This is a genomic window from Streptomyces sp. CC0208, assembly GCF_003443735.1.
Classification (GTDB): Bacteria; Actinomycetota; Actinomycetes; order Streptomycetales; family Streptomycetaceae; genus Streptomyces; species Streptomyces sviceus.
The window spans coordinates 2,623,256-2,646,247 of the sequence record NZ_CP031969.1 but is presented as its reverse complement, the minus strand read 5'-3'; the positions used below and the strand labels follow the sequence as shown (position 1 = coordinate 2,646,247).

Annotated in this window: 22 protein-coding genes and 5 tRNA genes; 19 read left to right on the top strand and 8 right to left on the bottom strand. The window is 70.9% G+C overall.

Annotated elements, in window-relative coordinates:
• Positions 1-384 precede the first annotated feature (384 nt).
• The 9 genes from D1369_RS11865 to D1369_RS11825 all read left to right on the top strand — a co-directional run bounded on the left by D1369_RS11865 (position 385) and on the right by D1369_RS11825 (position 4,579).
• Positions 385-567: a hypothetical protein gene (locus D1369_RS11865; RefSeq protein WP_007384915.1), complete on the top strand. Its 183-nt coding sequence runs from the start codon at positions 385-387 to the stop codon at positions 565-567.
• Between the two features lie 136 nt (positions 568-703).
• Positions 704-1,489, top strand: coding sequence for a fumarylacetoacetate hydrolase family protein (locus D1369_RS11860; protein ID WP_007384916.1), 786 nt, complete (start codon positions 704-706; stop codon positions 1,487-1,489).
• The gene (gltX, locus tag D1369_RS11855; RefSeq protein WP_007384917.1) at positions 1,473-2,957 is read left to right on the top strand and encodes a glutamate--tRNA ligase; all 1,485 of its coding nucleotides are present in this window, start codon (positions 1,473-1,475) and stop codon (positions 2,955-2,957) included. Before D1369_RS11860 ends, gltX begins: the two co-directional genes overlap by 17 nt.
• A gap of 283 nt (positions 2,958-3,240) precedes the next feature.
• Complete coding sequence (locus D1369_RS11850; protein ID WP_037901528.1) at positions 3,241-3,975, top strand: HAD family hydrolase; 735 nt, start codon at positions 3,241-3,243, stop codon at positions 3,973-3,975.
• Positions 3,976-4,066: 91 nt separating this feature from the next.
• A tRNA-Gln gene (locus D1369_RS11845) sits at positions 4,067-4,138 on the top strand.
• A gap of 40 nt (positions 4,139-4,178) precedes the next feature.
• A tRNA-Glu gene (locus D1369_RS11840) sits at positions 4,179-4,251 on the top strand.
• A 62-nt stretch (positions 4,252-4,313) separates the two neighbouring features.
• Positions 4,314-4,386: transfer RNA gene (locus D1369_RS11835), tRNA-Glu, on the top strand.
• Between the two features lie 20 nt (positions 4,387-4,406).
• A tRNA-Gln gene (locus tag D1369_RS11830) sits at positions 4,407-4,478 on the top strand.
• A gap of 28 nt (positions 4,479-4,506) precedes the next feature.
• A tRNA-Glu gene (locus tag D1369_RS11825) sits at positions 4,507-4,579 on the top strand.
• Positions 4,580-4,907: 328 nt separating this feature from the next.
• Here the strand turns inward: D1369_RS11825 and ndgR are convergent.
• Positions 4,908-5,624: an IclR family transcriptional regulator NdgR gene (gene ndgR, locus D1369_RS11820; protein WP_007384919.1), complete on the bottom strand. Its 717-nt coding sequence runs from the start codon at positions 5,622-5,624 to the stop codon at positions 4,908-4,910.
• Positions 5,625-5,815: 191 nt separating this feature from the next.
• Between ndgR and leuC the strand changes: the two genes are divergently transcribed.
• The 4 genes from leuC to D1369_RS11800 all read left to right on the top strand — a co-directional run bounded on the left by leuC (position 5,816) and on the right by D1369_RS11800 (position 9,132).
• On the top strand, positions 5,816-7,240 hold the full coding sequence (gene leuC, locus D1369_RS11815) for a 3-isopropylmalate dehydratase large subunit (protein WP_007384920.1): 1,425 nt from the start codon (positions 5,816-5,818) through the stop codon (positions 7,238-7,240).
• Positions 7,241-7,245: 5 nt separating this feature from the next.
• Entirely contained in the window at positions 7,246-7,839 is a 594-nt protein-coding gene (gene leuD / locus D1369_RS11810) for a 3-isopropylmalate dehydratase small subunit (protein ID WP_007384921.1), read from the top strand.
• Between the two features lie 277 nt (positions 7,840-8,116).
• Positions 8,117-8,347, top strand: coding sequence for a hypothetical protein (locus D1369_RS11805; protein WP_007384922.1), 231 nt, complete (start codon positions 8,117-8,119; stop codon positions 8,345-8,347).
• A 137-nt stretch (positions 8,348-8,484) separates the two neighbouring features.
• On the top strand, positions 8,485-9,132 hold the full coding sequence (locus D1369_RS11800; RefSeq protein WP_007384923.1) for an HU family DNA-binding protein: 648 nt from the start codon (positions 8,485-8,487) through the stop codon (positions 9,130-9,132).
• 71 nt (positions 9,133-9,203) lie between these two features.
• Here the strand turns inward: D1369_RS11800 and D1369_RS11795 are convergent, their stop codons facing one another.
• Positions 9,204-9,395: a hypothetical protein gene (locus tag D1369_RS11795; RefSeq protein WP_007384924.1), complete on the bottom strand. Its 192-nt coding sequence runs from the start codon at positions 9,393-9,395 to the stop codon at positions 9,204-9,206.
• 9 nt (positions 9,396-9,404) lie between these two features.
• On the bottom strand, positions 9,405-10,043 hold the full coding sequence (cofC, locus tag D1369_RS11790) for a 2-phospho-L-lactate guanylyltransferase (protein WP_037901530.1): 639 nt from the start codon (positions 10,041-10,043) through the stop codon (positions 9,405-9,407).
• 155 nt (positions 10,044-10,198) lie between these two features.
• Here cofC and D1369_RS11785 point away from each other — a divergent pair, with 155 nt between their 5' ends.
• The 3 genes from D1369_RS11785 (at position 10,199) to D1369_RS11775 (ending at position 13,210) form a co-directional block, all read left to right on the top strand.
• Complete coding sequence (locus D1369_RS11785; RefSeq protein WP_007384926.1) at positions 10,199-10,963, top strand: lysophospholipid acyltransferase family protein; 765 nt, start codon at positions 10,199-10,201, stop codon at positions 10,961-10,963.
• Complete coding sequence (locus D1369_RS11780; protein ID WP_007384927.1) at positions 10,960-11,970, top strand: NAD(P)H-dependent glycerol-3-phosphate dehydrogenase; 1,011 nt, start codon at positions 10,960-10,962, stop codon at positions 11,968-11,970. Before D1369_RS11785 ends, D1369_RS11780 begins: the two co-directional genes overlap by 4 nt.
• 82 nt (positions 11,971-12,052) lie before the next feature.
• On the top strand, positions 12,053-13,210 hold the full coding sequence (locus tag D1369_RS11775; RefSeq protein WP_007384928.1) for a D-alanine--D-alanine ligase family protein: 1,158 nt from the start codon (positions 12,053-12,055) through the stop codon (positions 13,208-13,210).
• A 12-nt stretch (positions 13,211-13,222) separates the two neighbouring features.
• On the opposite strand, the gene D1369_RS11770 is transcribed toward D1369_RS11775, so the two are convergent.
• Both D1369_RS11770 and D1369_RS11765 read right to left on the bottom strand, forming a co-directional pair.
• On the bottom strand, positions 13,223-13,705 hold the full coding sequence (locus D1369_RS11770) for a DUF3515 domain-containing protein (RefSeq protein ID WP_007384929.1): 483 nt from the start codon (positions 13,703-13,705) through the stop codon (positions 13,223-13,225).
• Positions 13,706-13,725: 20 nt separating this feature from the next.
• On the bottom strand, positions 13,726-13,959 hold the full coding sequence (locus tag D1369_RS11765; protein WP_007384930.1) for an Lrp/AsnC ligand binding domain-containing protein: 234 nt from the start codon (positions 13,957-13,959) through the stop codon (positions 13,726-13,728).
• Between the two features lie 206 nt (positions 13,960-14,165).
• Between D1369_RS11765 and D1369_RS11760 the strand changes: the two genes are divergently transcribed.
• Positions 14,166-15,134 carry a thiamine-phosphate kinase gene (locus D1369_RS11760; protein ID WP_118082444.1) on the top strand — a complete coding sequence of 323 codons (969 nt, stop codon included), beginning with the start codon at positions 14,166-14,168 and terminating at the stop codon, positions 15,132-15,134.
• Entirely contained in the window at positions 15,131-15,931 is an 801-nt protein-coding gene (gene thiD / locus D1369_RS11755) for a bifunctional hydroxymethylpyrimidine kinase/phosphomethylpyrimidine kinase (RefSeq protein ID WP_007384933.1), read from the top strand. The genes D1369_RS11760 and thiD overlap by 4 nt, the downstream gene beginning before the upstream one ends.
• 94 nt (positions 15,932-16,025) lie before the next feature.
• Here thiD and rpmB read toward each other — a convergent pair whose 3' ends face one another.
• The gene (gene rpmB, locus D1369_RS11750; protein ID WP_007384934.1) at positions 16,026-16,211 is read right to left on the bottom strand and encodes a 50S ribosomal protein L28; all 186 of its coding nucleotides are present in this window, start codon (positions 16,209-16,211) and stop codon (positions 16,026-16,028) included.
• A 259-nt stretch (positions 16,212-16,470) separates the two neighbouring features.
• On the opposite strand from rpmB, the gene D1369_RS11745 reads away from it, so the two are divergent.
• Complete coding sequence (locus D1369_RS11745) at positions 16,471-18,186, top strand: DAK2 domain-containing protein (protein ID WP_118082443.1); 1,716 nt, start codon at positions 16,471-16,473, stop codon at positions 18,184-18,186.
• A 10-nt stretch (positions 18,187-18,196) separates the two neighbouring features.
• On the opposite strand, the gene D1369_RS11740 is transcribed toward D1369_RS11745, so the two are convergent.
• On the bottom strand, positions 18,197-21,133 hold the full coding sequence (locus tag D1369_RS11740) for a tetratricopeptide repeat protein (protein WP_118082442.1): 2,937 nt from the start codon (positions 21,131-21,133) through the stop codon (positions 18,197-18,199).
• Entirely contained in the window at positions 21,133-22,965 is a 1,833-nt protein-coding gene (locus tag D1369_RS11735) for an HSP90 family protein (RefSeq protein ID WP_007384937.1), read from the bottom strand. The genes D1369_RS11740 and D1369_RS11735 overlap by 1 nt, the downstream gene beginning before the upstream one ends.
• Positions 22,966-22,992 lie beyond the last annotated feature (27 nt).

The following is a 22,992-nucleotide window of genomic DNA, read 5'->3' as shown; positions in this document are numbered from 1 at the left end:
CCGTGGAATTCCAGCACAGTGCAGGATCTCCAACAAGGTGCGTGGGTCAGACCGTGACCTACGTGACACCTCGTGAGGACCGTGTCACCGGGTGTGGAAAGTGTTTTTGTCGATATCGGACATAGGTCCGCGAGTCACCCCGCGGGGGTAGGTGTCCCAGTCGCCATGATCAGGAGCGGAATGATGGCTTCAGGGGGTCAATGTCCGTTTCGTTGGGGTGGGTTGAGGCTTGGAATTGTCCGGTTTGCCCCTAGGTCAGTGAGCAAACTCACATGCCCATCACAGGGTCTTCGCGAGTTCGGCGGGGAACGACATGTTTAGCCTGACGCTTTACAAGAAGGCCGCATCTGTCCAACCCACCACTTGTCGAGGTCGAGTACAACCGTGAAGACGACGATGATGTTCCGCAACATTGCCAACCCGCGGCGCACGACGCTGGCGCACCTCGAGGACGCCGACGCCCTGCAGATCCCGGAGCAGCCGGAGCACCCGCTCGACCTCCCCGCCCAGACCGCCAACCCCCGGCGGACGGTCCTGATGGAGATCCCGGTCTCCGCCGCGAAGTAACCGTAGCGCGCCCGGATCACCGCCCTTGCGGCAGGTGGCCCGGGCGCCGCGCGGTCCAACGCCTCGGGGCACCCCTTCCCGCGTTAGCCTGGAGCGTCAGACTCCAGCCGGCCGAGTAGAGGGGCGCCCAGATCCCGTGCGCATCGCCAGATTCTCCATCGACGGGAACGTCGCCTTCGGCGCGGTCGAGGGCGACAGGCCGGACGAGCTCGTCCTCGACATCATCAAGGGCATCCCCTTCGCGGACTTCGAGCTCTCCGGTACGAAGGTCCCGCTGAGCAAGGTCAGGCTGCTGCCGCCGGTGCTCCCCAACAAGGTCGTCGCGTACGGCCGCAACTACGCCGACCACGCCAAGGAACTGGGCAACGAGGTCCCGGACGTCCCGTTCGCCTTCTTCAAGCCCTCCACCTCGGTGATCGGCCCCGGCGACGACATCCAGTACCCGTCCTTCTCCGCGGACGTCCACCACGAGGCCGAACTGGCCGTCGTCATCGGCCGTATGTGCCGCGAGGTCCCGCGCGAGCGCGTCAAGGACGTGATCTTCGGTTACACCTGCGCCAACGACATCACCGCCCGGGACGTCCAGAAGCGCGAGAAGCAGTGGGCGCGGGCCAAGGGCTTCGACACCTCCTGCCCGCTGGGCCCCTGGGTGGAGACCGGCCTGGACCTGGAGACGGCCTCCGACCTGACGGTCCAGCTCACCGTCAACGGCGAACAACGCCAGCTCGGCCGTACCAGCGAGATGATCCACCCGATCGAGGATCTGATCGTCAACATCTCCGAGGCCATGACGCTGCTTCCCGGCGACGTGATCCTCACGGGCACCCCGGCAGGCGTCGGGCCGCTCACCGTCGGCGACGAGGTCGCCGTCACCATCGAAGGCATCGGCACTCTCACCAACAAGGTTGTCAAGCGTGGCTAGCGCACCCGTCCGCGTACGTTTCTGCCCCTCGCCCACCGGTAACCCCCATGTGGGCCTGGTCCGCACCGCCCTGTTCAACTGGGCCTTCGCCCGGCACCACCAGGGCACGCTCGTCTTCCGCATCGAGGACACCGACGCGGCCCGCGACTCCGAGGAGTCCTACAACCAGCTGCTCGACTCGATGCGCTGGCTGGGCTTCGACTGGGACGAGGGCCCCGAGGTCGGCGGCCCGCACGCGCCGTACCGCCAGTCGCAGCGCATGGACCTCTACAAGGACGTCGCCGCGAAGCTCCTGGACGCCGGTCACGCGTACCACTGCTACTGCTCCCAGGAGGAGCTGGACACCCGCCGCGAGGCGGCCCGCGCGGCAGGCAAGCCCTCGGGCTACGACGGCCACTGCCGCGACCTCACCGAGGCGCAGGTGGCGGAGTACACGGCCCAGGGCCGTACGCCCATCGTCCGCTTCCGCATGCCCGACGAGACGATCACCTTCACGGACCTGGTCCGCGGCGAGCTGACCTTCACCCCGGAGAACGTGCCGGACTACGGGATCGTACGAGCCAACGGGGCGCCCCTCTACACGCTGGTGAACCCGGTCGACGACGCCCTGATGGAGATCACCCACGTCCTGCGCGGCGAGGACCTGCTGTCCTCCACCCCGCGCCAGATCGCTCTGTACAAGGCGCTGATCGAGCTGGGCGTAGCGAAGACCGTGCCCGCCTTCGGCCACCTGCCGTACGTGATGGGCGAGGGCAACAAGAAGCTCTCCAAGCGTGACCCGCAGGCCTCGCTCAACCTCTACCGGGAGCGCGGCTTCCTGCCCGAGGGCCTGCTCAACTACCTGTCCCTGCTGGGCTGGTCGCTCTCCGCGGACAAGGACATCTTCACCACCGACGAGCTGGTCGCGGCCTTCGACATCGCCGACGTGAACCCCAACCCGGCCCGCTTCGACCTGAAGAAGTGCGAGGCGATCAACGCCGACCACATCCGCCTGCTCGACGTGAAGGACTTCACGGAGCGCTGTGCGCCCTGGCTGAAGGCGCCCTTCGCCCCGTGGGCCCCGGAGGACTTCGACGAGACGAAGTGGCAGGCGATCGCCCCGCACGCCCAGACCCGCCTCAAGGTCCTCTCGGAGATCACCGACAACGTCGACTTCCTGTTCCTTGCGGAGCCGGTCTTCGACGAGCCCTCCTGGACGAAGGCGATGAAGGAGGGCTCGGACGCCCTGCTGCGCACGGCCCGCGAGAAGCTGGAGTCGGCGGACTGGACCTTGCCGGAGTCCCTCAAGGAGGCCGTCCTGGCCGCCGGCGAGACCCACGGCCTCAAGCTCGGCAAGGCCCAGGCCCCGGTCCGCATCGCCGTCACCGGCCGCACGGTCGGCCTGCCCCTCTTCGAGTCCCTGGAGATCCTGGGCAAGGAGACGACGCTGGCGAGGATCGACGCGGCGCTGGAGAAGCTCGCCGCGTAGCGCACACGCGCGTGAGGGGCGGCACCCGGGGTCCGGGTGCCGCCCCTCCGCTGAATCTCAGACCGCGTCCCTCTCGTCGATCAAATAGGCGCACAGCGCGTCATAGGTCCGTCGAGCCCCCTCCTGAGGCACCGCAATCGCCGGACGGGCCCCGCTTGCCGCGTTACCGTCGGATCATGAGCATTCGGGCCGTGGTCTGGGACGTCGACGACACCCTCTTCGATGCTGTGTTCATCGGGGGATAACCCCCGAACCCCCAGCCGGTCCGGCGTACTGTCGGATCATGAGCATCAGTGCCGTGGTCTGGGACGTCGACGACACCCTCTTCGATTACACGAGGGCCGACCGCATCGGAATGGGCCTGCATCTGGCCGCCGAGGGGCTGCTGGAGGCGTACGAGAGTGTCGAGCAGGCCATCGCGCGGTGGCGGGCGGTCACCGGCGCCCAGTGGGCGCGGTTCTCGGCGGGGGAGGTCGACTTCCAGGGGCAGCGGCGGGACCGGGTGCGGGTGTTCCTCGGCCAGGAGCTGACCGACGCGGAGGCCGACGCCTGGTTCCAGCGGTACATCGCGCACTACGAGACCGCCTGGGCCCTCTTCCCGGACGTCCTGCCCGCGCTGGACGCCCTCGCCGCCAGTCACCGGCACGCGGTGCTGTCCAACTCGAGCATCCACGTCCAGGACCGCAAACTGCGCGTCCTCGGCGTCCACGACCGCTTCGAGGTCATCCTGTGCGCCGCCGAGCTGGGCGTCTCCAAGCCCGAGGCCGGCGCCTTCCTCGCGGCCTGCGACGCCCTGGAGCTGGCCCCGCACCAGGTGGCGTACGTCGGCGACCATCCGGAGATCGACGGCCGGGGCGCCGCCGAGGCCGGACTGCTGTCGGTCTGGATCGACCGGGAGGGCGGTGTGCACGCCCAGGTCCCCACGCCCGCAGGACCGCGCCGCATCGCCTCGCTGGCCGAACTCCCCGCGATCCTCGGCGCGGATACCCGTTTTGGAGCCCCGTCCACCTTCGGGTAATGTTCTTCCTGCGCCGCCGGGGAGCGGGCCGAAAGGCCGGGAACCGGAGGAGCGAACTAGAACAAGATCCCCTCCGGGGCTTGCGTTCCAGTGGCCTATGGTGTAATTGGCAGCACGACTGATTCTGGTTCAGTTAGTCTTGGTTCGAGTCCAGGTAGGCCAGCTCGCAGAGCTCATCTGCAGGCGGAGACCAACTCCGCGAAGCCCCCGTTGTGTAGCGGCCTAGCACGCTGCCCTCTCAAGGCAGTAGCGCCGGTTCGAATCCGGTCGGGGGTACAGATCCTTCCCGGAGGGTCAGTCAGGGTCGCACCCTCTGACTCTCATGCAGGATCGCTAGGGCCCCCGTTGTGTAGCGGCCTAGCACGCCGCCCTCTCAAGGCGGTAGCGCCGGTTCGAATCCGGTCGGGGGTACGCGTTTCTTTATATCGCATTGGTCTATGGTGTAATTGGCAACACTACGGTTTCTGGTACCGTCATTCTTGGTTCGAGTCCAGGTAGACCAGCTCGGACCTGCGGAAACGCAGGCTCCACGCCCCCGTTGTGTAGCGGCCTAGCACGCCGCCCTCTCAAGGCGGTAGCGCCGGTTCGAATCCGGTCGGGGGTACGTAGAGGAAGGCCCTCCACTTCGGTGGGGGGCCTTCGCCGTGTGCGGGGTTGCCTCCGACCCATGCCCGGCCACCCTGATGCGTCAACCGCGCGTAGGGCACGAGGACTTCGGGACTCCAGCCGCCGCGACTGGAGCGGCGGGGCCGGTCGGCGAAGGAGCGGATCGCCCACGAGTCCGGGAGGGCGGGTCGGACGGCCGGCGGACGGCGAGGGCTGGGCGCGCGGTTCCCCGCGCCCCTGCGTGGGGCATCTGCCCGTCGGTCCAGGACCTGCCGCGGCGTTGAGGCCGGTCCCTTTCCGGACGGGTTACGACGGTCCCTGCGCCCTCAACCTGTACGGCGCAGTGCCTCGGAGAGGCGGGCCGCCGCGTCGATGACCGCCTGGGCGTGCATGCGGCCCGGGTGGCGGGTCAGGCGCTCGATGGGGCCGGAGACCGAGACGGCGGCCACCACGCGGTTGGAGGGGCCGCGTACGGGTGCGGAGACGGACGCGACGCCCGGCTCGCGCTCGCCGATGGACTGGGCCCAGCCGCGACGCCGTACGCCCGAGAGGGCCGTAGCCGTGAAGCGGGCGCCCTGGAGGCCGCGGTGCAGGCGCTCCGGCTCCTCCCAGGCCATCAGGATCTGCGCCGAGGAGCCCGCCTTCATGGTGAGCGTCGAGCCGACCGGGACCGTGTCCCTGAGGCCCGACAGGCGCTCCGCCGCGGCGACGCAGATACGCATGTCGCCCTGGCGGCGGTAGAGCTGCGCGCTCTCGCCGGTGATGTCCCGCAGGTGTGTGAGCACCGGGCCGGCCGTCGCGAGGAGGCGGTCCTCGCCGGCGGCCGCGGCCAGCTCGGCAAGGCGCGGGCCCAGAATGAAACGGCCCTGCATGTCGCGTGCCACCATGCGGTGGTGTTCCAGAGCCACGGCCAGCCGGTGGGCCGTGGGTCGTGCCAGTCCGGTGGCCGCGACCAGTCCTGCGAGGGTGGCGGGTCCGGACTCCAGAGCGCTCAGAACAAGGGCTGCCTTGTCCAGAACGCCGACGCCGCTACTGTTGTCCATGAAACGATACTCACGTCTCACTCTGTGAAACGCAAGTTCCTTTTTTCGTGAGACGCGCAACCCTTGTAGGCACAGCGGCCCGCAGACCAACGGGCCTGGCGGCGGGTGCCCGGGAACAGGGGCCGTGGGCGTCGCCTCCACAAGAGCTTCTAGTTGGGTCGGCGCAGCTCTGGCCGACCGGAGGGAAAGCGATGGGTAGGACACTCGCGGAGAAGGTCTGGGACGACCATGTCGTCCGGCGCGCCGAGGGCGAGCCCGACCTCCTCTTCATCGATCTGCACCTGCTGCACGAGGTGACCAGCCCGCAGGCCTTCGACGGTCTGCGCAAGAGCGGTCGCCAGGTGCGCCGGCTCGACCTGACCATCGCCACCGAGGACCACAACACCCCGACCCTCGACATCGACAAGCCCATCGCCGACCCGGTCTCCCGGATCCAGCTGGAGACGCTGCGCAAGAACTGCGCCGACTTCGGAGTGCGCCTGCACCCGCTGGGCGACGTCGAGCAGGGTGTCGTGCACGTCGTCGGACCGCAGCTGGGCCTGACCCAGCCCGGTATGACGGTCGTCTGCGGCGACTCCCACACCTCCACGCACGGCGCCTTCGGCGGTCTCGCCTTCGGCATCGGCACCTCCCAGGTCGAGCACGTGCTGGCCACCCAGACGCTGCCGCTGGTCCGCCCGAAGACCATGGCCATCACGGTCAACGGCGAACTGCCCGACGGCGTCACCGCCAAGGACCTGATCCTGGCGATCATCGCCAGGATCGGTACCGGCGGCGGCCAGGGCTACGTCCTGGAGTACCGCGGCTCCGCCATCGAGAAGCTGTCGATGGAAGCCCGCATGACCATCTGCAACATGTCGATCGAGGCCGGTGCCCGCGCGGGCATGATCGCCCCCGACCAGACCACCTTCGACTACCTCGAGGGCCGCCCGCACGCGCCCAAGGGCGAGGACTGGGACGCGGCCGTCGCGTACTGGAAGACCCTGAAGACGGACGAGGACGCCGAGTTCGACGCCGAGGTCGTCATCGAGGCCGCCGAACTGTCGCCGTTCGTCACCTGGGGCACCAACCCGGGCCAGGGCGCGCCGCTTTCGGCGAACGTCCCCGATCCCGCTTCGTACGAAGACGCTTCGGAGCGCCTCGCCGCCGAAAAGGCCCTGGAATACATGGGGTTGGAGGCCGGCCAGCCGCTCACCTCCATCAAGGTGGACACCGTCTTCGTAGGTTCGTGCACCAACGGCCGCATCGAGGACCTGCGCGCCGCCGCCGAGCTCGTCAAGGGCCGCAAAGTCGCCGACGGCGTACGCATGCTGGTCGTCCCTGGCTCCGCGCGCGTGGGCCTGCAGGCCGTCTCCGAGGGCCTGGACGTCGTCTTCAAGGAGGCCGGCGCCGAATGGCGGCACGCGGGCTGCTCGATGTGTCTGGGCATGAACCCGGACCAGCTGGCCCCCGGTGAGCGCTCCGCGTCCACCTCCAACCGCAACTTCGAGGGCCGGCAGGGCAAGGGCGGTCGTACCCACCTGGTGTCGCCGCAGGTCGCGGCCGCGACCGCCGTGCTCGGCCACCTGGCTTCGCCCGCCGACCTGTCCGACGCCCCTGTCGCCGCTGGAGTCTGAGAGTCATGGAAGCATTCACCACGCACACCGGCCGGGCCGTCCCGCTGCGCCGCTCGAACGTCGACACCGACCAGATCATCCCTGCTCACTGGCTCAAGAAGGTGACCCGGGACGGTTTCGAGGACGGACTGTTCGAGGCCTGGCGCAAGGACGAGAAGTTCATCCTCAACCAGCCCGAGCGCAAGGGCGCCACGGTCCTGGTCGCCGGCCCCGACTTCGGCACCGGATCCTCCCGTGAGCACGCGGTGTGGGCGCTGCAGAACTACGGCTTCAAGGCCGTGATCTCCTCCCGTTTCGCCGACATCTTCCGCGGCAACTCGCTCAAGAACGGCCTGCTCACGGTGGTTCTCGACCAGAAGATCGTGGACGCGCTGCAGGAGCTCACGGAGAAGGACCCCACGGCCGAGATCACGGTCGACCTGGAGGCCCGCGAGGTGCGCGCCGAGGGCATCACCGCCGCCTTCGAGCTCGACGAGAACGCCCGTTGGCGGCTGCTCAACGGCCTGGACGACATCTCCATCACCCTCCAGAACGAGGCCGACATCGCCGCGTACGAGGCCAAGCGGCCCTCGTACAAGCCGAGGACGCTGCAGGCGTGACCGCGCCCCTCCTTCGGAGCAACTGAACAGGTCGAGTTTCGGCCAGCTCAACACCCCTGCCGTACCCCCGATCAGCCCGATCGGGGGTACGGCCGTGTCTGCGTCCGGACGGCCTCGCGCCGCGCGACACGCCCGCTCAACTTCCCACGTTACGGCGGGTGTTGTCGGGGTACGCGTCTGTTGTAGGCGTGACTCCCGGATGTGCCCGGAAGGCCGTTTGAGGCGGCAGTTGCACCCCTAGCAGGCGACAACTCGCCCCAGATGGCACAATCTGTGCATGGAACACGACGGCCAACTCGAGCTCTATGCGGCAGTCGCGGACCAACTCAAGGAAGCGCACGCAAGAGTGCGCGCACTGCAAGTCCCGGAGGGCGTACGGATGGCGCTGACCCGGAAGCTGCTGGTCATTACGGCCGCGGCCAAGCACGACGTCGTCGAAGCGACAAGGCGTCTGGAGGGGTTCATGGCCGACCTCGACGCGGGTCGAATCCCGGAAGAGGAACGCTGAACAAGTCCAGAGCAGTCGAGTTCGTTGCGGCACAAGGGTGATAAGCCCGTTTCGTGTTTGATTTGCGGTATATATCTGCCTAACGTGCGAAAAAGCTTGAACACTTTCGTTCTGGCAATGTCTCCGAAGGGGAAGACGTGAACAAGGCGCAGCTCGTAGAAGCGATTGCCGACAAGGTGGGCGGCCGCCAGCAGGCCGCCGACGCGGTCGACGCGGTCCTGGACGCCATCGTCCGCGCGACGGTCGCGGGCGACCGGGTCTCGGTCACCGGCTTCGGTTCGTTCGAGAAGGTCGACCGGCCGGCCCGTTACGCCCGCAACCCCCAGACGGGCGAGCGGGTTCGGGTCAAGAAGACCTCCGTTCCGCGCTTCCGCGCGGGCCAGGGCTTCAAGGACCTGGTGAGCGGCACGAAGAAGCTCCCGAAGAACGACGTCGCGGTCAAGAAGGCGCCCAAGGGCAGCCTGACCGGCGGGGCTTCGGCCACGGTCAAGAAGGCGGCCGCCAAGAAGGCCACCGCCAAGACCGCCGCGGCCAAGAAGAGCACCGCGAGGACGACGACGGCCAAGAAGACCACGGCCACCGCCAAGAAGACGACGGCGAAGAAGGCCCCCGCCAAGAAGGCCACCGGGACCGCCGCCAAGACCACCGCCGCGAACAAGAGCACCGCCAAGAAGACGGCGGCCAAGAAGGCTCCGGCGAAGAAGGCCACCGCCAAGAAGGCGCCCGCCAAGAAGTCGGCGGCTCGTACCACCACCGCCAAGAAGACCACGGCCCGCAAGAGGTAAGGGCACAGGGGTACTCACGCGCCGGGCCGGACTCCGCATCGGAGTCCGGCCCGCGGCGTGTGCAAGGGGGTTCAGAACGTCTGGAGCGTCACCAGGGTGACCTTGTCCCCGGCCATCTCGACGCGCACGCGCTGTCCGGGACGCAGCAGCCGCAGACCGCCCGCGTCGAACGCCGCCGCGTCGAAGGGCACGGGGGTGCCGTCGTCGAGGAGCACCTGCCCGCTGCGGCTTTCGGGGTCGTACGTGTACGCGGTCGCCTGCATGGCCGCAGCCTACTGCCCGGGGATCAGCAACCGCGCCGCGGCGGCGGCCGTCCGGGGACCCACCCCGAGCGCGAGCGCGGCCCGCAGGTCCTCGCCGGTGTCCACGTCCTGGCGTACGGAATCCACCGCGGTGATGGGGAGTTCCGTCGCTCCCGAGGCGCGATGACGCGCGCGTGAATCCGGGCCGAAGGCGGGACTCAATTCCGCGTCCTTCCTGGCCGCCAGCAGAGTGGTGCCGATTGCCGCGGCGTCCGCGAGAAATGCGCGCGGGAATTCCGCGGCGGCGTCGAGGACCCGGGCCAATTCCAGCGGCCGTAGTGCCGGAAGATCGGCGTTCAGCGCGGCGAGAGCGCTGTCGGGACGCGCGGACCGTACGACGGCCGCCGCGTGCGCCAGAGCCGCGTTGAGGCCGCCTCGGGGCTCGTCGGCGACGATGTGGGCGCCCAGGGCCGCAAGCTCCCGGCCGGCCAGGGGATCGTCCGTGACGACCGCCACATCACCGACTGCCGGGCAGGCCAGCGCGGCCGCCACGGTGTCCTGGGCGAAGGCGAGGGCAAGACCCGGGCGCACCCCGTCGCCGGCGGTGTCCGAGAGCCTGCTCTTGGCCCGCGCCAGGGGTTTGAGCGGGATGACCAACGTCCACTGCACCAGCGTTCCGTCCTTCTCTTCTCCCGGCCATTGTCACTCAGTCGTCACGCGCCCCATCTGGCGGTGTCGGTGGCGGGGCGTACGGTGTTCTCGACAGACAGACGGCCTGGGGCGACACTTGTGCGGCCCCCCAGGCCCAAGAGGAAGGTGTCCGCGTGCCCCGCCGCAGAATCGGCTTCTGGTACCGCCTGGCAGCGGTGATCGCCAAACCGCCGCTCGTGGTTCTGCTCAAGCGGGACTGGCGTGGAATGGAGCACATTCCGGCTGACGGCGGATTTATCACCGCGGTCAACCACAATTCGCACATCGATCCCTTCGCGTACGCGCACTTCCAGTACAACGCCGGCCGCGTTCCGAGATTCCTCGCGAAGAGCGGTCTTTTCAACAAGGGATTCGTCGGCGTCATGATGCGCGGCACGGGGCAGATTCCCGTCTACCGCGAGACCACCGACGCGCTCAGCGCGTTCAGGGCCGCCATTGAGGCCGTGGAGCGCGGCGAATGCGTCGCGTTCTATCCCGAGGGCACCATCACCCGGGATCCCGCCCAGTGGCCCATGGTCGGCAAGACCGGCGCCGCGCGTGTGGCCCTGCAGACCAAGTGCCCGGTGGTCCCCGTCGCCCAGTGGGGCGCCAACGAACTGCTGCCGCCGTACGCCAGGAAGCTGCACGTCCTTCCGCGCAAGACCTCGCACGTCCTCGCGGGGCCGCCCGTGGACCTGTCGCCGTTCTACGACAAGGAGATGACCCCGGACCTCCTGAAGGAGGCCACCGAGGTCATCATGGCCGCCGTCACCGCCCAGCTGGAGGTGCTCCGCGGCGAGAAGGCGCCCGAGACGGCGTACGACCCGCGCCGCGAGCGGATCGAGCAGCGGCGCCGGACCCGCGCCCAGAACGGCCACGAGGGGGAGAAGACCAAGTGAGCAAGCCCGTCAAGGCGGCGGTTCTCAGCGCCGGTTCATGGGGTACGGCCTTCGGAGTCGTGCTCGCCGACGCAGGCTGCGAGGTCACCCTCTGGGCACGTCGTCCGGAGGTCGCCGAGGCCATCAACTCCAGCCGGACCAACCCCGACTACCTCCCCGGCGTGGAGCTCCCGCAAGGCGTCAGGGCAACCACGGATCCCGCCGAGGCCGCCGCCGGCGCCGACTTCACGATCCTGTCGATCCCCTCGCAGACCCTGCGCGCCAACCTCGCCGAGTGGACCCCGCTGCTCGCGCCCGACACCGTCCTCGTCTCCCTCATGAAGGGCGTCGAGCTCGGCTCCGCCATGCGGATGAGCGAGGTGATCGAGGACGTCGCGAAGGTCGGCGCCGACCGTATCGCCGTGGTCACCGGGCCCAACCTCGCGCGCGAGATCGCCGCCCGCATGCCGGCCGCCGCCGTGGTCGCCTGCACCGACGAGGCGGTGGCCCGGCGCCTGCAGGCCGTCTGCCACACGCCGTACTTCCGCCCCTACACCAACACCGACGTGGTGGGCTGTGAACTGGGCGGTGCCGTGAAGAACGTCATCGGCCTCGCCGTCGGCATCGCGGACGGCATGGGACTCGGCGACAACGCCAAGGGCTCGCTGATCACGCGCGGTCTCGCGGAGACGACCCGGCTCGGACTCGCCATGGGCGCCGACCCGCTGACCTTCTCCGGACTCGCCGGTCTCGGCGACCTGGTGGCGACCTGCTCCTCGCCGCTGTCGCGCAACCACACGTTCGGCACCAACCTCGGCAAGGGCATGACCCTCCAGGAGACCATCGCGGTCACCCGGCAGACCGCGGAGGGCGTCAAGTCCTGTGAGTCCGTGCTGGATCTCGCCCGCAGGCACGGCGTCGACATGCCGATCACCGAGACGGTCGTCGGCATCGTGCACGAGGGCAAGTCCCCCGTGGTCGCCGTCAAGGAGCTGATGTCGCGCAGCGCGAAGCCCGAGCGACGCTGAGCCACGACGTCGTTCTTTGCCTCGTTCGCCGCAGGGGTGGACGCTGTCTCAGGGCACTACCAACGGGTACTCTCAACGCGATATGAGCACCGAGAACCTCCCCCAGAACCCTGAGCAGCCGCCTCGCAAGCCGCGCGTGGCCGTCGTGTTCGGCGGGCGCAGCTCCGAACACGGGATCTCCGTGGTCACCGCCGGCGCGGTACTGCGGGCCATCGACCGGACCAAGTACGACGTCCTGCCGATCGGCATCACCAAGGACGGCCGCTGGGCGCTCACCGCCGACGAACCGGAACGCATGGCGATCACCGAGCGCCGTACGCCGAGCGTCGAGGAGCTCGCCGAGTCGAGCGAGGGCGGCGTGGTGCTCCCCGTGGACCCCGCGAACCGTGAAGTCGTCTACAGCGAGCCCGGATCGGTGCCCAAGGCGCTCGGTGAGGTCGACGTCGTCTTCCCCGTGCTGCACGGCCCCTACGGCGAGGACGGCACCCTCCAGGGCCTGCTGGAGCTCTCCGGTGTCCCGTACGTCGGCTCGGGTGTGCTCGCCTCGGCCGTCGGCCAGGACAAGGAGTACATGAAGCGGGTGTTCACGTCCTTCGGGCTCAAGGTCGGCCCGTACGTGGTGATCCGGCCGCGCGAGTGGGAGCAGAACGAGTCCGCCGCCCGCAAGAAGATCGTCGACTTCGCGGGTGAGCACGGCTGGCCGCTCTTCGTGAAGCCCGCGCGCGCGGGTTCGTCGATCGGCATCACCAAGGTCGACGACCTGTCCGGCCTGGACGAGGCGATCGCGGAGGCGCAGAGCCACGACCCGAAGATCCTCGTGGAGGCGGCGCTGCGGGGCCGTGAGATCGAGTGCGGTGTCCTGGAGTTCGAGGACGGCCCGCGCGCGTCGGTCCCGGCCGAGATCCCCCCGCCGCAGGAGCACGCGTACTACGACTTCGAGGCGAAGTACATCGACTCGACCCCGGGGATCGTGCCGGCGCCGCTCACGCCCGAGGAGACGGCCGAGGTCCAGAAGCTCGCCGTCGACGCCTTCGACGCGGCCTCCTGCGAGGGCCTGGTCCGCGCGGACTTCTTCCTCACCGAGGACGGCGAGTTCGTGATCAACGAGATCAACACGCTCCCGGGCTTCACGCCGATCTCGATGTACCCGCAGATGTGGGAGAAGAGCGGGATCGCCTACCCGGAGCTGGTGGACCGGCTCATCGAGGCGGCGCTGCGCAGGTCGACCGGGCTTCGATAGCCGTTTCGGCGACTAGTCGGCGATCCCTTCGGGGATCGCCTTCTTCACGCCGGACGCCAGGTCCACCAGCGGTGCCATGCCGTCCGCGGTGCGGTCCTTGGGGATCGTCACCTCGACATACGCCTTGCGCAGAGTCGTGGTGAACCGGAACAACCCGTCGTCCTGCTTCTCCAGCAGCCACCCGACCCCGTCGACCTCGACCCCGTCGGCCTCCGGATCGTCCATCTTCGAGGGCCGCGCGACACCGCACCGCAGTATGATCGCCGGGTCACCCCAGCCCGCGGTCAGTGCGGAGGCGGGCTCGGGATCCCGACGGTCCTGGTCGTCGACCTTGGACGGCAGGACCCGGTCCAGTTCTCGGCACAGCTTCGTGACGCCCGCCCCCGGCGAGGGAACCGCCGCCGACGCGCTGTCGTCTGCGGAGGAGCAGCCCGCGACCGTGATCAGCAGGGCGAGCGTGGACAGACCGAGAGGCCGGTGACGGAAGAAGTTCACCGGCCAAGGGTAGACGGGGGCTACAGATGGACGACCGGGCAGGTCAGGGTACGGGTGATGCCGTCCACCTGCTGGACCTTGGCGACCACCAACCGGCCGAGGTCGTCCACGGTGTCGGCCTGTGCGCGGACGATCACGTCATACGGTCCTGTCACGTCCTCGGCCTGGATGACTCCAGGGAGCTTGCTGATCGTCTCGGCGACGGTCGACGCCTTGCCGACCTCCGTCTGGATCAGGATGTACGCCTGTACCACGGAACCTCCAGGGCGGCCACGAGGATCATGTGGGGAAAAGGAACGCCACGGTATCGCGTCGCCGCTCGTCACGGGGAGACCCGCGGGGACGCGGACACCCGTGCCGGGGTGCGGATACGACAGAAGTTCACGGTCCCCTCGACCGTATCGAGGACACTGATGACGCGCGACCGGGCACGGCACGGCACAGAAGGGGCGTAAGGGCAATGAAGGGCACTGTTGGTGAGCTCGGCGAGTTCGGGCTCATCAGGGAGCTCACCTCCCGTCTCACCACCACGCCGGCGGTCCGGGTGGGCCCCGGCGACGACGCCGCGGTGGTCGCCGCGCCGGACCGCAGGGTGGTGGCGAGCACCGACATCCTTCTGGAGGGCCGGCACTTCCGCCGCGACTGGTCCACGGCCTACGACGTCGGGCGCAAGGCGGCCGCGCAGAACCTCGCCGACATCGCCGCCATGGGCGCTGTGCCGACCGCCCTGCTGCTCGGTCTGGTGGTGCCGGCCGAACTCCCCGTGACCTGGCCCTCGGAGCTCATGGACGGCCTGCGCGACGAGTGCCAGGTCGCGGGCGCGTCGGTGGTCGGCGGGGACGTCGTACGCGGGGACACGATCATGGTCTCCATCACCGCCCTCGGTGATCTGCGGGGCCAGGAGCCGGTGACCCGGGCCGGCGCCCAGCCCGGCGACCTCGTGGCGGTGACCGGCTGGCTGGGCTGGTCCGCGGCCGGGTACGCGGTGCTCGCCCGCGGCTTCCGCTCGCCCCGCGCGTTCGTGGAGGCGCACCGGCGCCCCGAGCCGCCGTACCACGCGGGCCCGGCCGCCGCCGCGCTCGGCGCGACCGCCATGTGCGACGTGAGCGACGGACTGATCGCCGACCTCGGGCACATCGCCGAGGCCAGCAAGGTCCGGATCGACATCCGCTCCGGTGCGATCGACATCCCGACCCAGATGAACGACATCGGGCAGGCCGTCGGTGTCGACCCCATCCAGTGGGTGCTGACCGGGGGCGAGGACCACGCGATCGTGGCGACCTTCCCGCCGGACGTGAAGCTCCCGGCCCGCTGGAAGGTGATCGGCGAGGTCCTCAACCCCTCGGCGCTGCCCCAGGTGACGGTCGACGGGGCGCCCTGGACCAGCAAGGGCGGCTGGGACCACTTCGGCGGGGACATCGAGTCGTGAGGCCCCTGGTGCTCACGGTGGCCGGCTCCGACTCCGGCGGGGGCGCCGGAATCCAGGCCGACCTGAAGACCATGCTCGCGCTCGGCGTGCACGGCATGAGTGTCGTCACCGCCGTCACCGCGCAGAACTCCCTCGGTGTACAGGGCGCCTGGGAGCTGCCGGTGGCGGCGGTGCGGGCCCAGTACCGCAGTGTCGTGGACGACATCGGCGTCCAGGCCGTCAAGACCGGGATGCTCGCCTCGGCCGAACTCGTCGAGACGGTGGCCGAGTTGATCGGCGCCACGGACGCCCCGGCCGTGATCGACCCGGTCGGTGTCTCCAAGCACGGCGACTCGCTGCTGGCCGCCTCAGCCCTCGATTCCGTCCGGCGACGGCTGCTCCCGGTGGCCACCGTCGCCACCCCGAACCTCGACGAGGTTGCCCAGCTCACCGGCGTCCTGGTCGAGTCGGAGGATCAGCTGAGGGAGGCCGCCGCGGCCGTCCTGTCGTACGGGCCGAAATGGGCGCTCATCAAGGGCGGTCACCTCCCCGGTGACGCCGTCGACCTGCTCACCGACGGCTCCGAGGAGCACTGGCTGCGCGCGCCCCGCCACGACAACCGGCACACGCACGGCACGGGCTGCACGCTCGCCTCCGCGATCGCCTCGCACCTCGCGCGGGGCCGGTCCGTGCCGGAGGCGGTGACGGCCGCGAAGGAGTACGTCACCGGGGCGATCGCCGCCGGATTCGCGCTGGGCGGCGGGATCGGGCCCGTGGATCATGGATGGCGGTTCCGTCAGGACGCCGGCGCGCAGTAGGTGGAGGCGCGCGGTCACGGCAAAAAGCCGGCCCACCTCTCGGTGGACCGGCTCAGTGCAGCGAACAAGCAGTGGCCGCGCGCTTAGCTGTGCGTCAGCGCGAGACCTTGCCGGCCTTGATGCACGAGGTGCAGACGTTCAGGCGCTTCGGCGTCCCGCCGACCACAGTACGGACGTGCTGGATGTTCGGGTTCCAGCGACGGGACGTACGGCGGTGCGAAAACGACACGCTGTTGCCGAAGCCCGGCCCCTTGCCGCAGACGTCGCAGTTGGCAGCCACGGGTCACTCCAAAGACTTCAGATGCACTTACGGTTGGATCCCGGCAGCAAGCCAGGATCGAGATCGTAGGATCAGAGATCTGAGTGGCACTGCCAGGGGAATGGCCCGATCAGGATCGGGCAACCGGAGCAGCATACAACGACTGCGCCAGTAGAACGAAACTACCATGGCTGATCAGGCACTCGCTCCCGGCCCACTTCCGGCGGACACCCGCCCGGGGTCTACGCTGCGTCCAGTCCAGGAGCCCGGGGAGGCGCAGGTGGCGCAGGTGCCGCAGACATTCTTCGATGCTCTCGCGGTGCGCACCTGGTGCGGTCTCGCGCTGCGGGCACTGGGGAGGGCGCGCGAGGAGATCGACGCGATCAACGTCTACCCGGTCGCCGACGGGGACACCGGCACCAACCTGTATCTGACGGCGGAGTCGGCCGCCGCCGCTGTCGAGGCCGTGTTCGAGGCTCATGACGCCCATGACTCGGGGAAACCGACCCTCGCCGACGCCGCGCGCGCGATGGCGCACGGAGCCCTGATAGGCGCCCGCGGCAACTCGGGCACGATCCTCGCCCAGCTCCTGCGCGGCATGGCCCAGGTGCTCGCCGCCGACGGTGAGACGACTCACACCGACGGCGAGGGACTGCGGCTCGCCCTGCGGCAGGCCGCCGACTCCGCCCGCCAGGCCGTGGCCCACCCCGTGGAGGGCACGGTCCTCACGGTCGCCTCGGCCGCCGCCGACGCGGCCGGGGGAGCGGAGGGCGACTGCGGGACGGTCGCCCGGGCCGCCTACGAAGGGGCGCGCGCAGCTCTCGCCGCGACGCCCGGCCAGCTGGTCGTCCTGGAGCGGGCGGGAGTGGTGGACGCCGGAGGGCGCGGGCTGGTGGCGGTGCTCGGGGCTCTGGTGGAGACGTTCACGGGACAGGTGCCCAGGGCGGTGCCGGTGGTGAGCGACCCGGAGCACGCGCGCGTGGCGGGCGACACGGACACGGCCTCCCTCGCGGGCTCCGCCGAGCTCCTCGCGGCTGCCCCCGACGACTGCGCCGACGCCCCGGGCACCGGTGGCCCCGCCTTCGAGGTGATCTACCTCCTGGAGGCCGACGACACCGCCGTCGCGCGGCTGCGGCGGCGGCTCGACGGGCTCGGGGACTCCCTCGTGGTGGTCGGCGGCGACGGGCTGTGGAACGTCCATGTGCACGTCGACGACGCGGGCGCCGCCGTGGAGGCGGGCGTCGAGGCCGGTCGGCCGTACCGGATCCGCATCACGCACTTCGGCCTCGGCGACGTGCACACCACCGGCGCCGAACGGCCGCCCCGCGAGCCCGCCCAGCGGGCCGTCGTCGCCGTCGTGCCCGGTGAGGGCCTGGCCGGTCTGTACGCCGAGGCCGGCGCGACCACCGTGCTCGCCCGGCCCGGGGAGCCGCCCGCGAGCGGGGAGCTCGTGGAGGCCGTACGACGGGCCCACGCGCGCGAGGTCGTGCTGCTGCCCAACGACGCCGACCTGCGCCACACCGCGGCCGCCGCGGCCGAGCAGGCCCGCACCGAGGGCATCCGGGTCGCGCTGATCCCGACCCGCTCCGCGGTCCAGGGCATCGCGGCGCTCGCCGTGCACGAGCCGGAGCGCCGGTTCGACGAGGACGTCGTGCAGATGACCTCGGCGGCCGGCGCGACCCGCTACGCCGAGGTCACCGTCGCCGAACGCCAGTCCTGGACCATGGCCGGCATCTGCCAGGCCGGCGATGTCCTCGGGCTCATCGACGGGGACGTGGCGGTGATCGGCTCGGACGTCGCCGTCACCGCCGAGGCCGTCCTCGACCGCATGCTCTCGGCCGGCGGCGAGCTGGTCACCCTCGTCCTCGGCGACGAGGCCCCCGAGACCGTCGCCGACCACCTGGAGGCGCGCGTACGGGAGTCCTACCTCGCCGTCGACACGGTGGTGTACCGAGGCGGACGGCAGGGGGCCGTCCTGCTCATCGGCGTCGAATAGACCCCTGGCGTCAGCTGTCCTGCTCCTCCATGAGGCCCAGCAGCTGCTCCGCCTCGGCCCGTCGCGCGCGTGCCGTGCCGTCGGTCCCGTCCGGGTCCCCGGTCGCGTCCCCGTACGCGTCGAGCACCGCACGCGCGCGTGCCGCCGCCTCCGCCGGCCGGCCCAGGTCGGCCGCCAGCCAGCCCGCCGCGAGTTCGGCACCGGTCCTGGCGTCCAGGGCGTCGTCCCCGAGCGAGCCGAACACGACGACCGCCTCCACCACCTGGGCCAGCGCCTCCTCCAGCACCGTCCGGATCGAGTCGTCCTCGGCGTCCTCGGGCACGGAACGGGCGAGCAGGTCCCCGAACTGCCGGTGGGTGTGCCCGAGTTCGCCGACGAGCCGCCGCCGCGCCTCCTCGTCCTCCCGCATGTTCCCCAGCGCGGTCTCGCACTCCCGGACCGCGTCCGCCATCAACTCCCGTGCCGCGTCCGCCCCGTCCTCCGCGCGCAACGCGAGCCAGGCGCGGGCCCGCAGGGCGCGGACGAGGCCGTGCACGTTGCCGAGGTCCCGCCACAGGGCGCCCGCGCGCTCGTACGCCCGGTCGGCCTCGGTGGGCAGCCCCGCGGCCCCGAGGGACTCGGCGGCGAGGTGCGCGAGCGTGGCGTGGTCGTGCTGCTCGGGCCAGTGCCGGGCGATCTCGGCGGCCTGCAGCCGCCGTTCGGCCGCCTCCCGGTGCTCGCCCAGCTCGCTCAGACAGTCGCCGAGCCACCACTGCGCCTGTACGACCGCCCCCTCGCCGTGCCGCTCCGCGCTCAGGTCGGGCAGCGCCGACTCCAGCACCTCCGCGGCCTCGGCCCACCGCCCGAGACCCAGCAGGAACCCGCCCAGCTGGTGCCGGGCCAGGGCACCCAGCGTCGGCCCCTCCCCGGCCTCGTCGGCCCAGTGAGCGGCCTCCAGGGCATGCTCGGCGGCCTCCTCGGCCGCTCCCCGGCCCCCGACGACCTCCGCGAGCTGGAGATGCAGCTGGGCCCGTCCGATCGCCTCCAGGTGCGGCCCGCCGTGCTCCAGGGCCGCCCGCAGCGCCCGTTCCGTCCCGGCCGGGTCGCCCAGGTGGTGCAGGAGCCCGGCCAGCCGGGCCTCGTACTCCACCGCGAACCACGGCAGGCCCGCCTCCACGAACCCCGTCGCGGCCCACGTGAACAGTTCGGCCGCCGTCGGCAGGTCCCCGGTCCGCGCGGCCAGCTCCGCGAGCATCGCCTGCCCCTCGGCGACCCGCGCGGCGAGCCGCACGTCGTCCCCGGTCCGCCCCTCGACGAGGGCCAGTACCTCCCGTACGGCCGACTCGGCGTCGCTCAGGAACGCCTCGTCGTCGCCCTCGTGGACCCTTCGCATCAGGATCCGGGCCCGGGACATCAGCACCGACGCGGCCTGCCGTACGCCGGTGTCGTCCACGGAGTAGAGCGCGAGGACCTCGTCGTACGGACCGGCGACCGCCGCGAGTGCCTCCTCCACCTCGCCCGCCAGCGCGCGCACGTACGCGGCACGCGCGCGTGCGGCCAGCGCCTCGCCGGGGTCGCCCGCCGCCGCGTACAACTCGGCGGCGCGCTCGAAGAGTTCGAGGCCCTCGGGGCCCAGGTCCATCGCCTCGTGGTCGGCGATCTCCGCCCGGTCGCGCGGGTCCAGCTCGACGCCCTCGGCGGCCCGTGCGACCGCCGCCCACGCCTCCACGGCATTCGGCCGGAGGGTGTCCGACAGCCGCCGGGCCTCGGCGACCAGTGCGGGCAGATCGGGTTCCCGGGCGGTCGCGGGGGCCGCGGACACCACCACGGGAGGGGCGACGGTCCGGGCCGCCCGTACTCCCAGGGGCAGCCGTTCCACCAGCGGCCGCTGCGCCATACGCGCGCGCGTCCGCTCGCTGACGTGGGTCGTGCCGTTGCGCTCGTCGAAGCGGGCAGCCAGCGCGAGGGCCTCCCCGCGCGCGTGGACGGCCAGTTCGGCCGCCGTCCAGGACCGGCCCGCGGGCCCCGGCACCGGCCGCTCGCCCAGGCCCAGCCCGGTCAGCCGGTCCATCAGCAGGGCCACCACGGCCGTGAAGTCCAGCCTGCTGCGCGGATGGCCGTCGTCCGTGAAGTACGCGGGGCGCTCCGCCAGCAGCTCCAGAGCGCGGGCCTCGTTGCCGCTGAGCGCGCAGAACTCGACATGGTCCGCGTAGGCACCGCGCATGCTCTCCATGGACCGCACCAGGCGAAAGCCCCGCAGATGGTTGGCGCGCGCCTCGTCGAGGCGGCCCAGGCGCAGCAGCGGCCTGAGAGAGGACGCGAGGGCCGCGTGCGGCTCGTGGGCGCACGTGAACTCGCCCTCCAGGACCGGCGCCCACAGCTCCAGCGCCTCCGCGTCCCGCCCGCGCTGCGCCTGCCACCAGCCCTGCTCGTGCAGCTCGCAGGCGTGGCAGTCGGCCATGGCGTCCCGGTCGGCGGCCAGCCACGCGGCGTACGCGCGCTCGGCCCGCTCCAGGTCCCCGACGTGCGCGGCCACGCTGTACTCGGCGCTGCGCACGGCCCGCTCGGAGTGCCCGGCCAGCCGGTAGCGGTGCTCCATCTCGCCGAGCCACTTCTCCATGGCGGCGAGCGGGATGTGCGGCTGGTCGAGCATGCCGGCCGTCATCCACTTGAAGACCCAGTGCAGCGAGTGCGTCTCGTACTCGTCGAAGTCCTCGGGGCGCTCGTCCCACATGCGCAGCAGCCGCGCGAAGGGGACGAACATCTTGGCCTTCTCGGAGCTGTAGTTGTAGACCTTCAGCTGGTGTCCGAGCGCCTCGATCACCGCGAGCGGGATGTTCAGCTTCTCGGCCTCGGCGAGCAGCTGTTCCGCGCGGGCGTTGCGGGCCGGCCCCTCCGGCTCCTCGGCGTTCTCCGCCATCGCCCGGCGCAGCGCGTCGAAGGCCGGGCTCCCGTCGACTCCGCTCATCAGCGGCCCTCCTCGCCGTTCGTGGCCCACTCGAGCAGGCCTATGAAGGCCCGGTTCAGCAGCGCCGAGTCCGCGGGCCTGAGCGGCCGCTGGGCCATCAGCAGCGCCTGCCCGTACAGGGACTCGGTGGCGGTGCCCATCAGCTCCGGGTCGCCGAGCGAACCGATCCGCCGCACCAGCGGGTTGAGATGGTTCAGCACCAGACGCGCGCGGGGGGCGCTCCCGCGCAGTGAACCGAGGATGCCCGCCCACAGGTCGTCCGCCCGGTCCTCGGCCTCCGCCCTTGCCTGTTCGTGCCGGGCGTCCCGGTCGTCCAGGTGCAGCGCGGGCACGGACAGCGGTCGGAAGGCACGCAGGACCACGTCACAGCCCAGCGGGTCGAGCCTGGCCCGCGCGGCCGCCAGGAAGCCAGACAGCGCCAGCTCCTCGGCCGGATCGACCAGGTCCATGTGGGCGGTGACGGTGTCCGCGTCCAGCTCGGCGACGACCGTGCCCGGGCGCACCGAGGGCAGCGCCTCGACCAGGTCGCTGTCGTACGTGTAGCCGCCGTTCACCACCCCGACGCCCTGCGCCGACGCGATCGCCGCGACCTGTCGGTACTCCTCGACGGTCCGCGTGAAGTGCACCACCGTGTGCCGCTGCGCGAACTCCTCCAGGGACAGCCGCCCGTCGGTCGTCTCGAACGGCAGCCAGGGCAGCATCGTGCGCAGCATGTCCTTGTCGTGCCGCGCGAGCGACTTCACGCCCAGGTGGTGCACGGACAGGAAGGCCGCGAGCCGTTCCGGGTCCCCGGCGGCAAGACCCGTCAGCCAGGACCGGATCCGCTCCCCGAGCGCCTCCCGTACAGCGGCCAGCGTCTCGTCCTCGTACAGCGACTCGCGCGAGGCCGTGGGCCGCAGGCTGTCGGTGTCCAGGACGCAGCGCACGAAGAACGCCCAGTCGGGCAGCAGCTGTTCGGCCCGCTCGGTGAGCAGCATGCCCTTGAGATGGACGCGGTGAGTCGCCCGCTGGGCGGGACTGACCGCCGAGGGCAGGACGTACGCCACGCCCCGGATCCCGGCCAGCGGCACATTCAGCTCGATCGAGTCCAGTGGGGTGAAGCCGAACAGCTCGTGGCAGTGCCGGGCCAGGGCCACCCGGCGGGTCGCGGGGGAGGGGTAGGGCCGGTCCCAGGGCGCGGGCAGATCGGTGACCGCCTCGTCGCCGACCCGGACGTCGTACGGCAGCAGGGAGCCGAAGTGCTGGGCGAGCTGGAGGACCCGCTCGGGCGACAGCCACTCGCCGGCGCCCGCCCGTGCCACCAGATGCACCGTGGTCCCCGGCTCCGGACGGGCGTCGTGGGACAGCGTCCGCACCCGGTAGGAGCCGTCGTCGCTCGCCGTCCACTCCACGGGCGGCGCGTCCGGCGTACGGGCGCTGCGGCTGACCACGCGGATCCGCTCGGCGACCACGAAACAGGCGAGCAGACCGATCCCGAACTGCCCGAGGAAGTCGGAGCGGGCCTCCTGCAGCCCCTCGGCCCGCTTGGAACTGCGCCCGATGGTGGCCAGCAGGTTGTGCACGTCCGCCTCGGTGAGACCGACCCCGGAGTCCTCGACCCGCAGGGTGCCGTTCTCGGCGTACAACCGCACGCGGGCCGGGGCGTCCGGCTCCTCGGCCCGCCGGGCCGTGATCGCGTCCACCGCGTTCTGGAGCAGCTCGCGCAGATAGACCTTGGGGCTGGAGTAGAGGTGATGGGAGAGGAGGTCCACCAGACCGCGCAGGTCGACCTGGAACGTATGAGGTTGCTGAGGTACCTGGGGTGTCTGTGACTGTGAGGTCTGGGAATCCATCGTCGCAGCGCCGGTGGGGGGAACGTT

Excerpts from the sequence above, each read along its gene's own strand:
- D1369_RS11775 (WP_007384928.1), top strand. The coding sequence starts at position 12,053 with ATGAGCACCGAGAACCTCCCCCAGAACCCTGAGCAGCCGCCTCGCAAG.
- leuD (WP_007384921.1), top strand. The coding sequence starts at position 7,246 with ATGGAAGCATTCACCACGCACACCGGCCGGGCCGTCCCGCTGCGCCGC.
- D1369_RS11760 (WP_118082444.1), top strand. The coding sequence starts at position 14,166 with ATGAAGGGCACTGTTGGTGAGCTCGGCGAGTTCGGGCTCATCAGGGAG.
- D1369_RS11805 (WP_007384922.1), top strand. The coding sequence starts at position 8,117 with ATGGAACACGACGGCCAACTCGAGCTCTATGCGGCAGTCGCGGACCAA.
- D1369_RS11735 (WP_007384937.1), bottom strand. The coding sequence starts at position 22,965 with ATGGATTCCCAGACCTCACAGTCACAGACACCCCAGGTACCTCAGCAA.
- D1369_RS11740 (WP_118082442.1), bottom strand. The coding sequence starts at position 21,133 with ATGAGCGGAGTCGACGGGAGCCCGGCCTTCGACGCGCTGCGCCGGGCG.
- leuC (WP_007384920.1), top strand. The coding sequence starts at position 5,816 with ATGGGTAGGACACTCGCGGAGAAGGTCTGGGACGACCATGTCGTCCGG.
- D1369_RS11795 (WP_007384924.1), bottom strand. The coding sequence starts at position 9,395 with ATGCAGGCGACCGCGTACACGTACGACCCCGAAAGCCGCAGCGGGCAG.
- ndgR (WP_007384919.1), bottom strand. The coding sequence starts at position 5,624 with ATGGACAACAGTAGCGGCGTCGGCGTTCTGGACAAGGCAGCCCTTGTT.
- D1369_RS11850 (WP_037901528.1), top strand. The coding sequence starts at position 3,241 with ATGAGCATCAGTGCCGTGGTCTGGGACGTCGACGACACCCTCTTCGAT.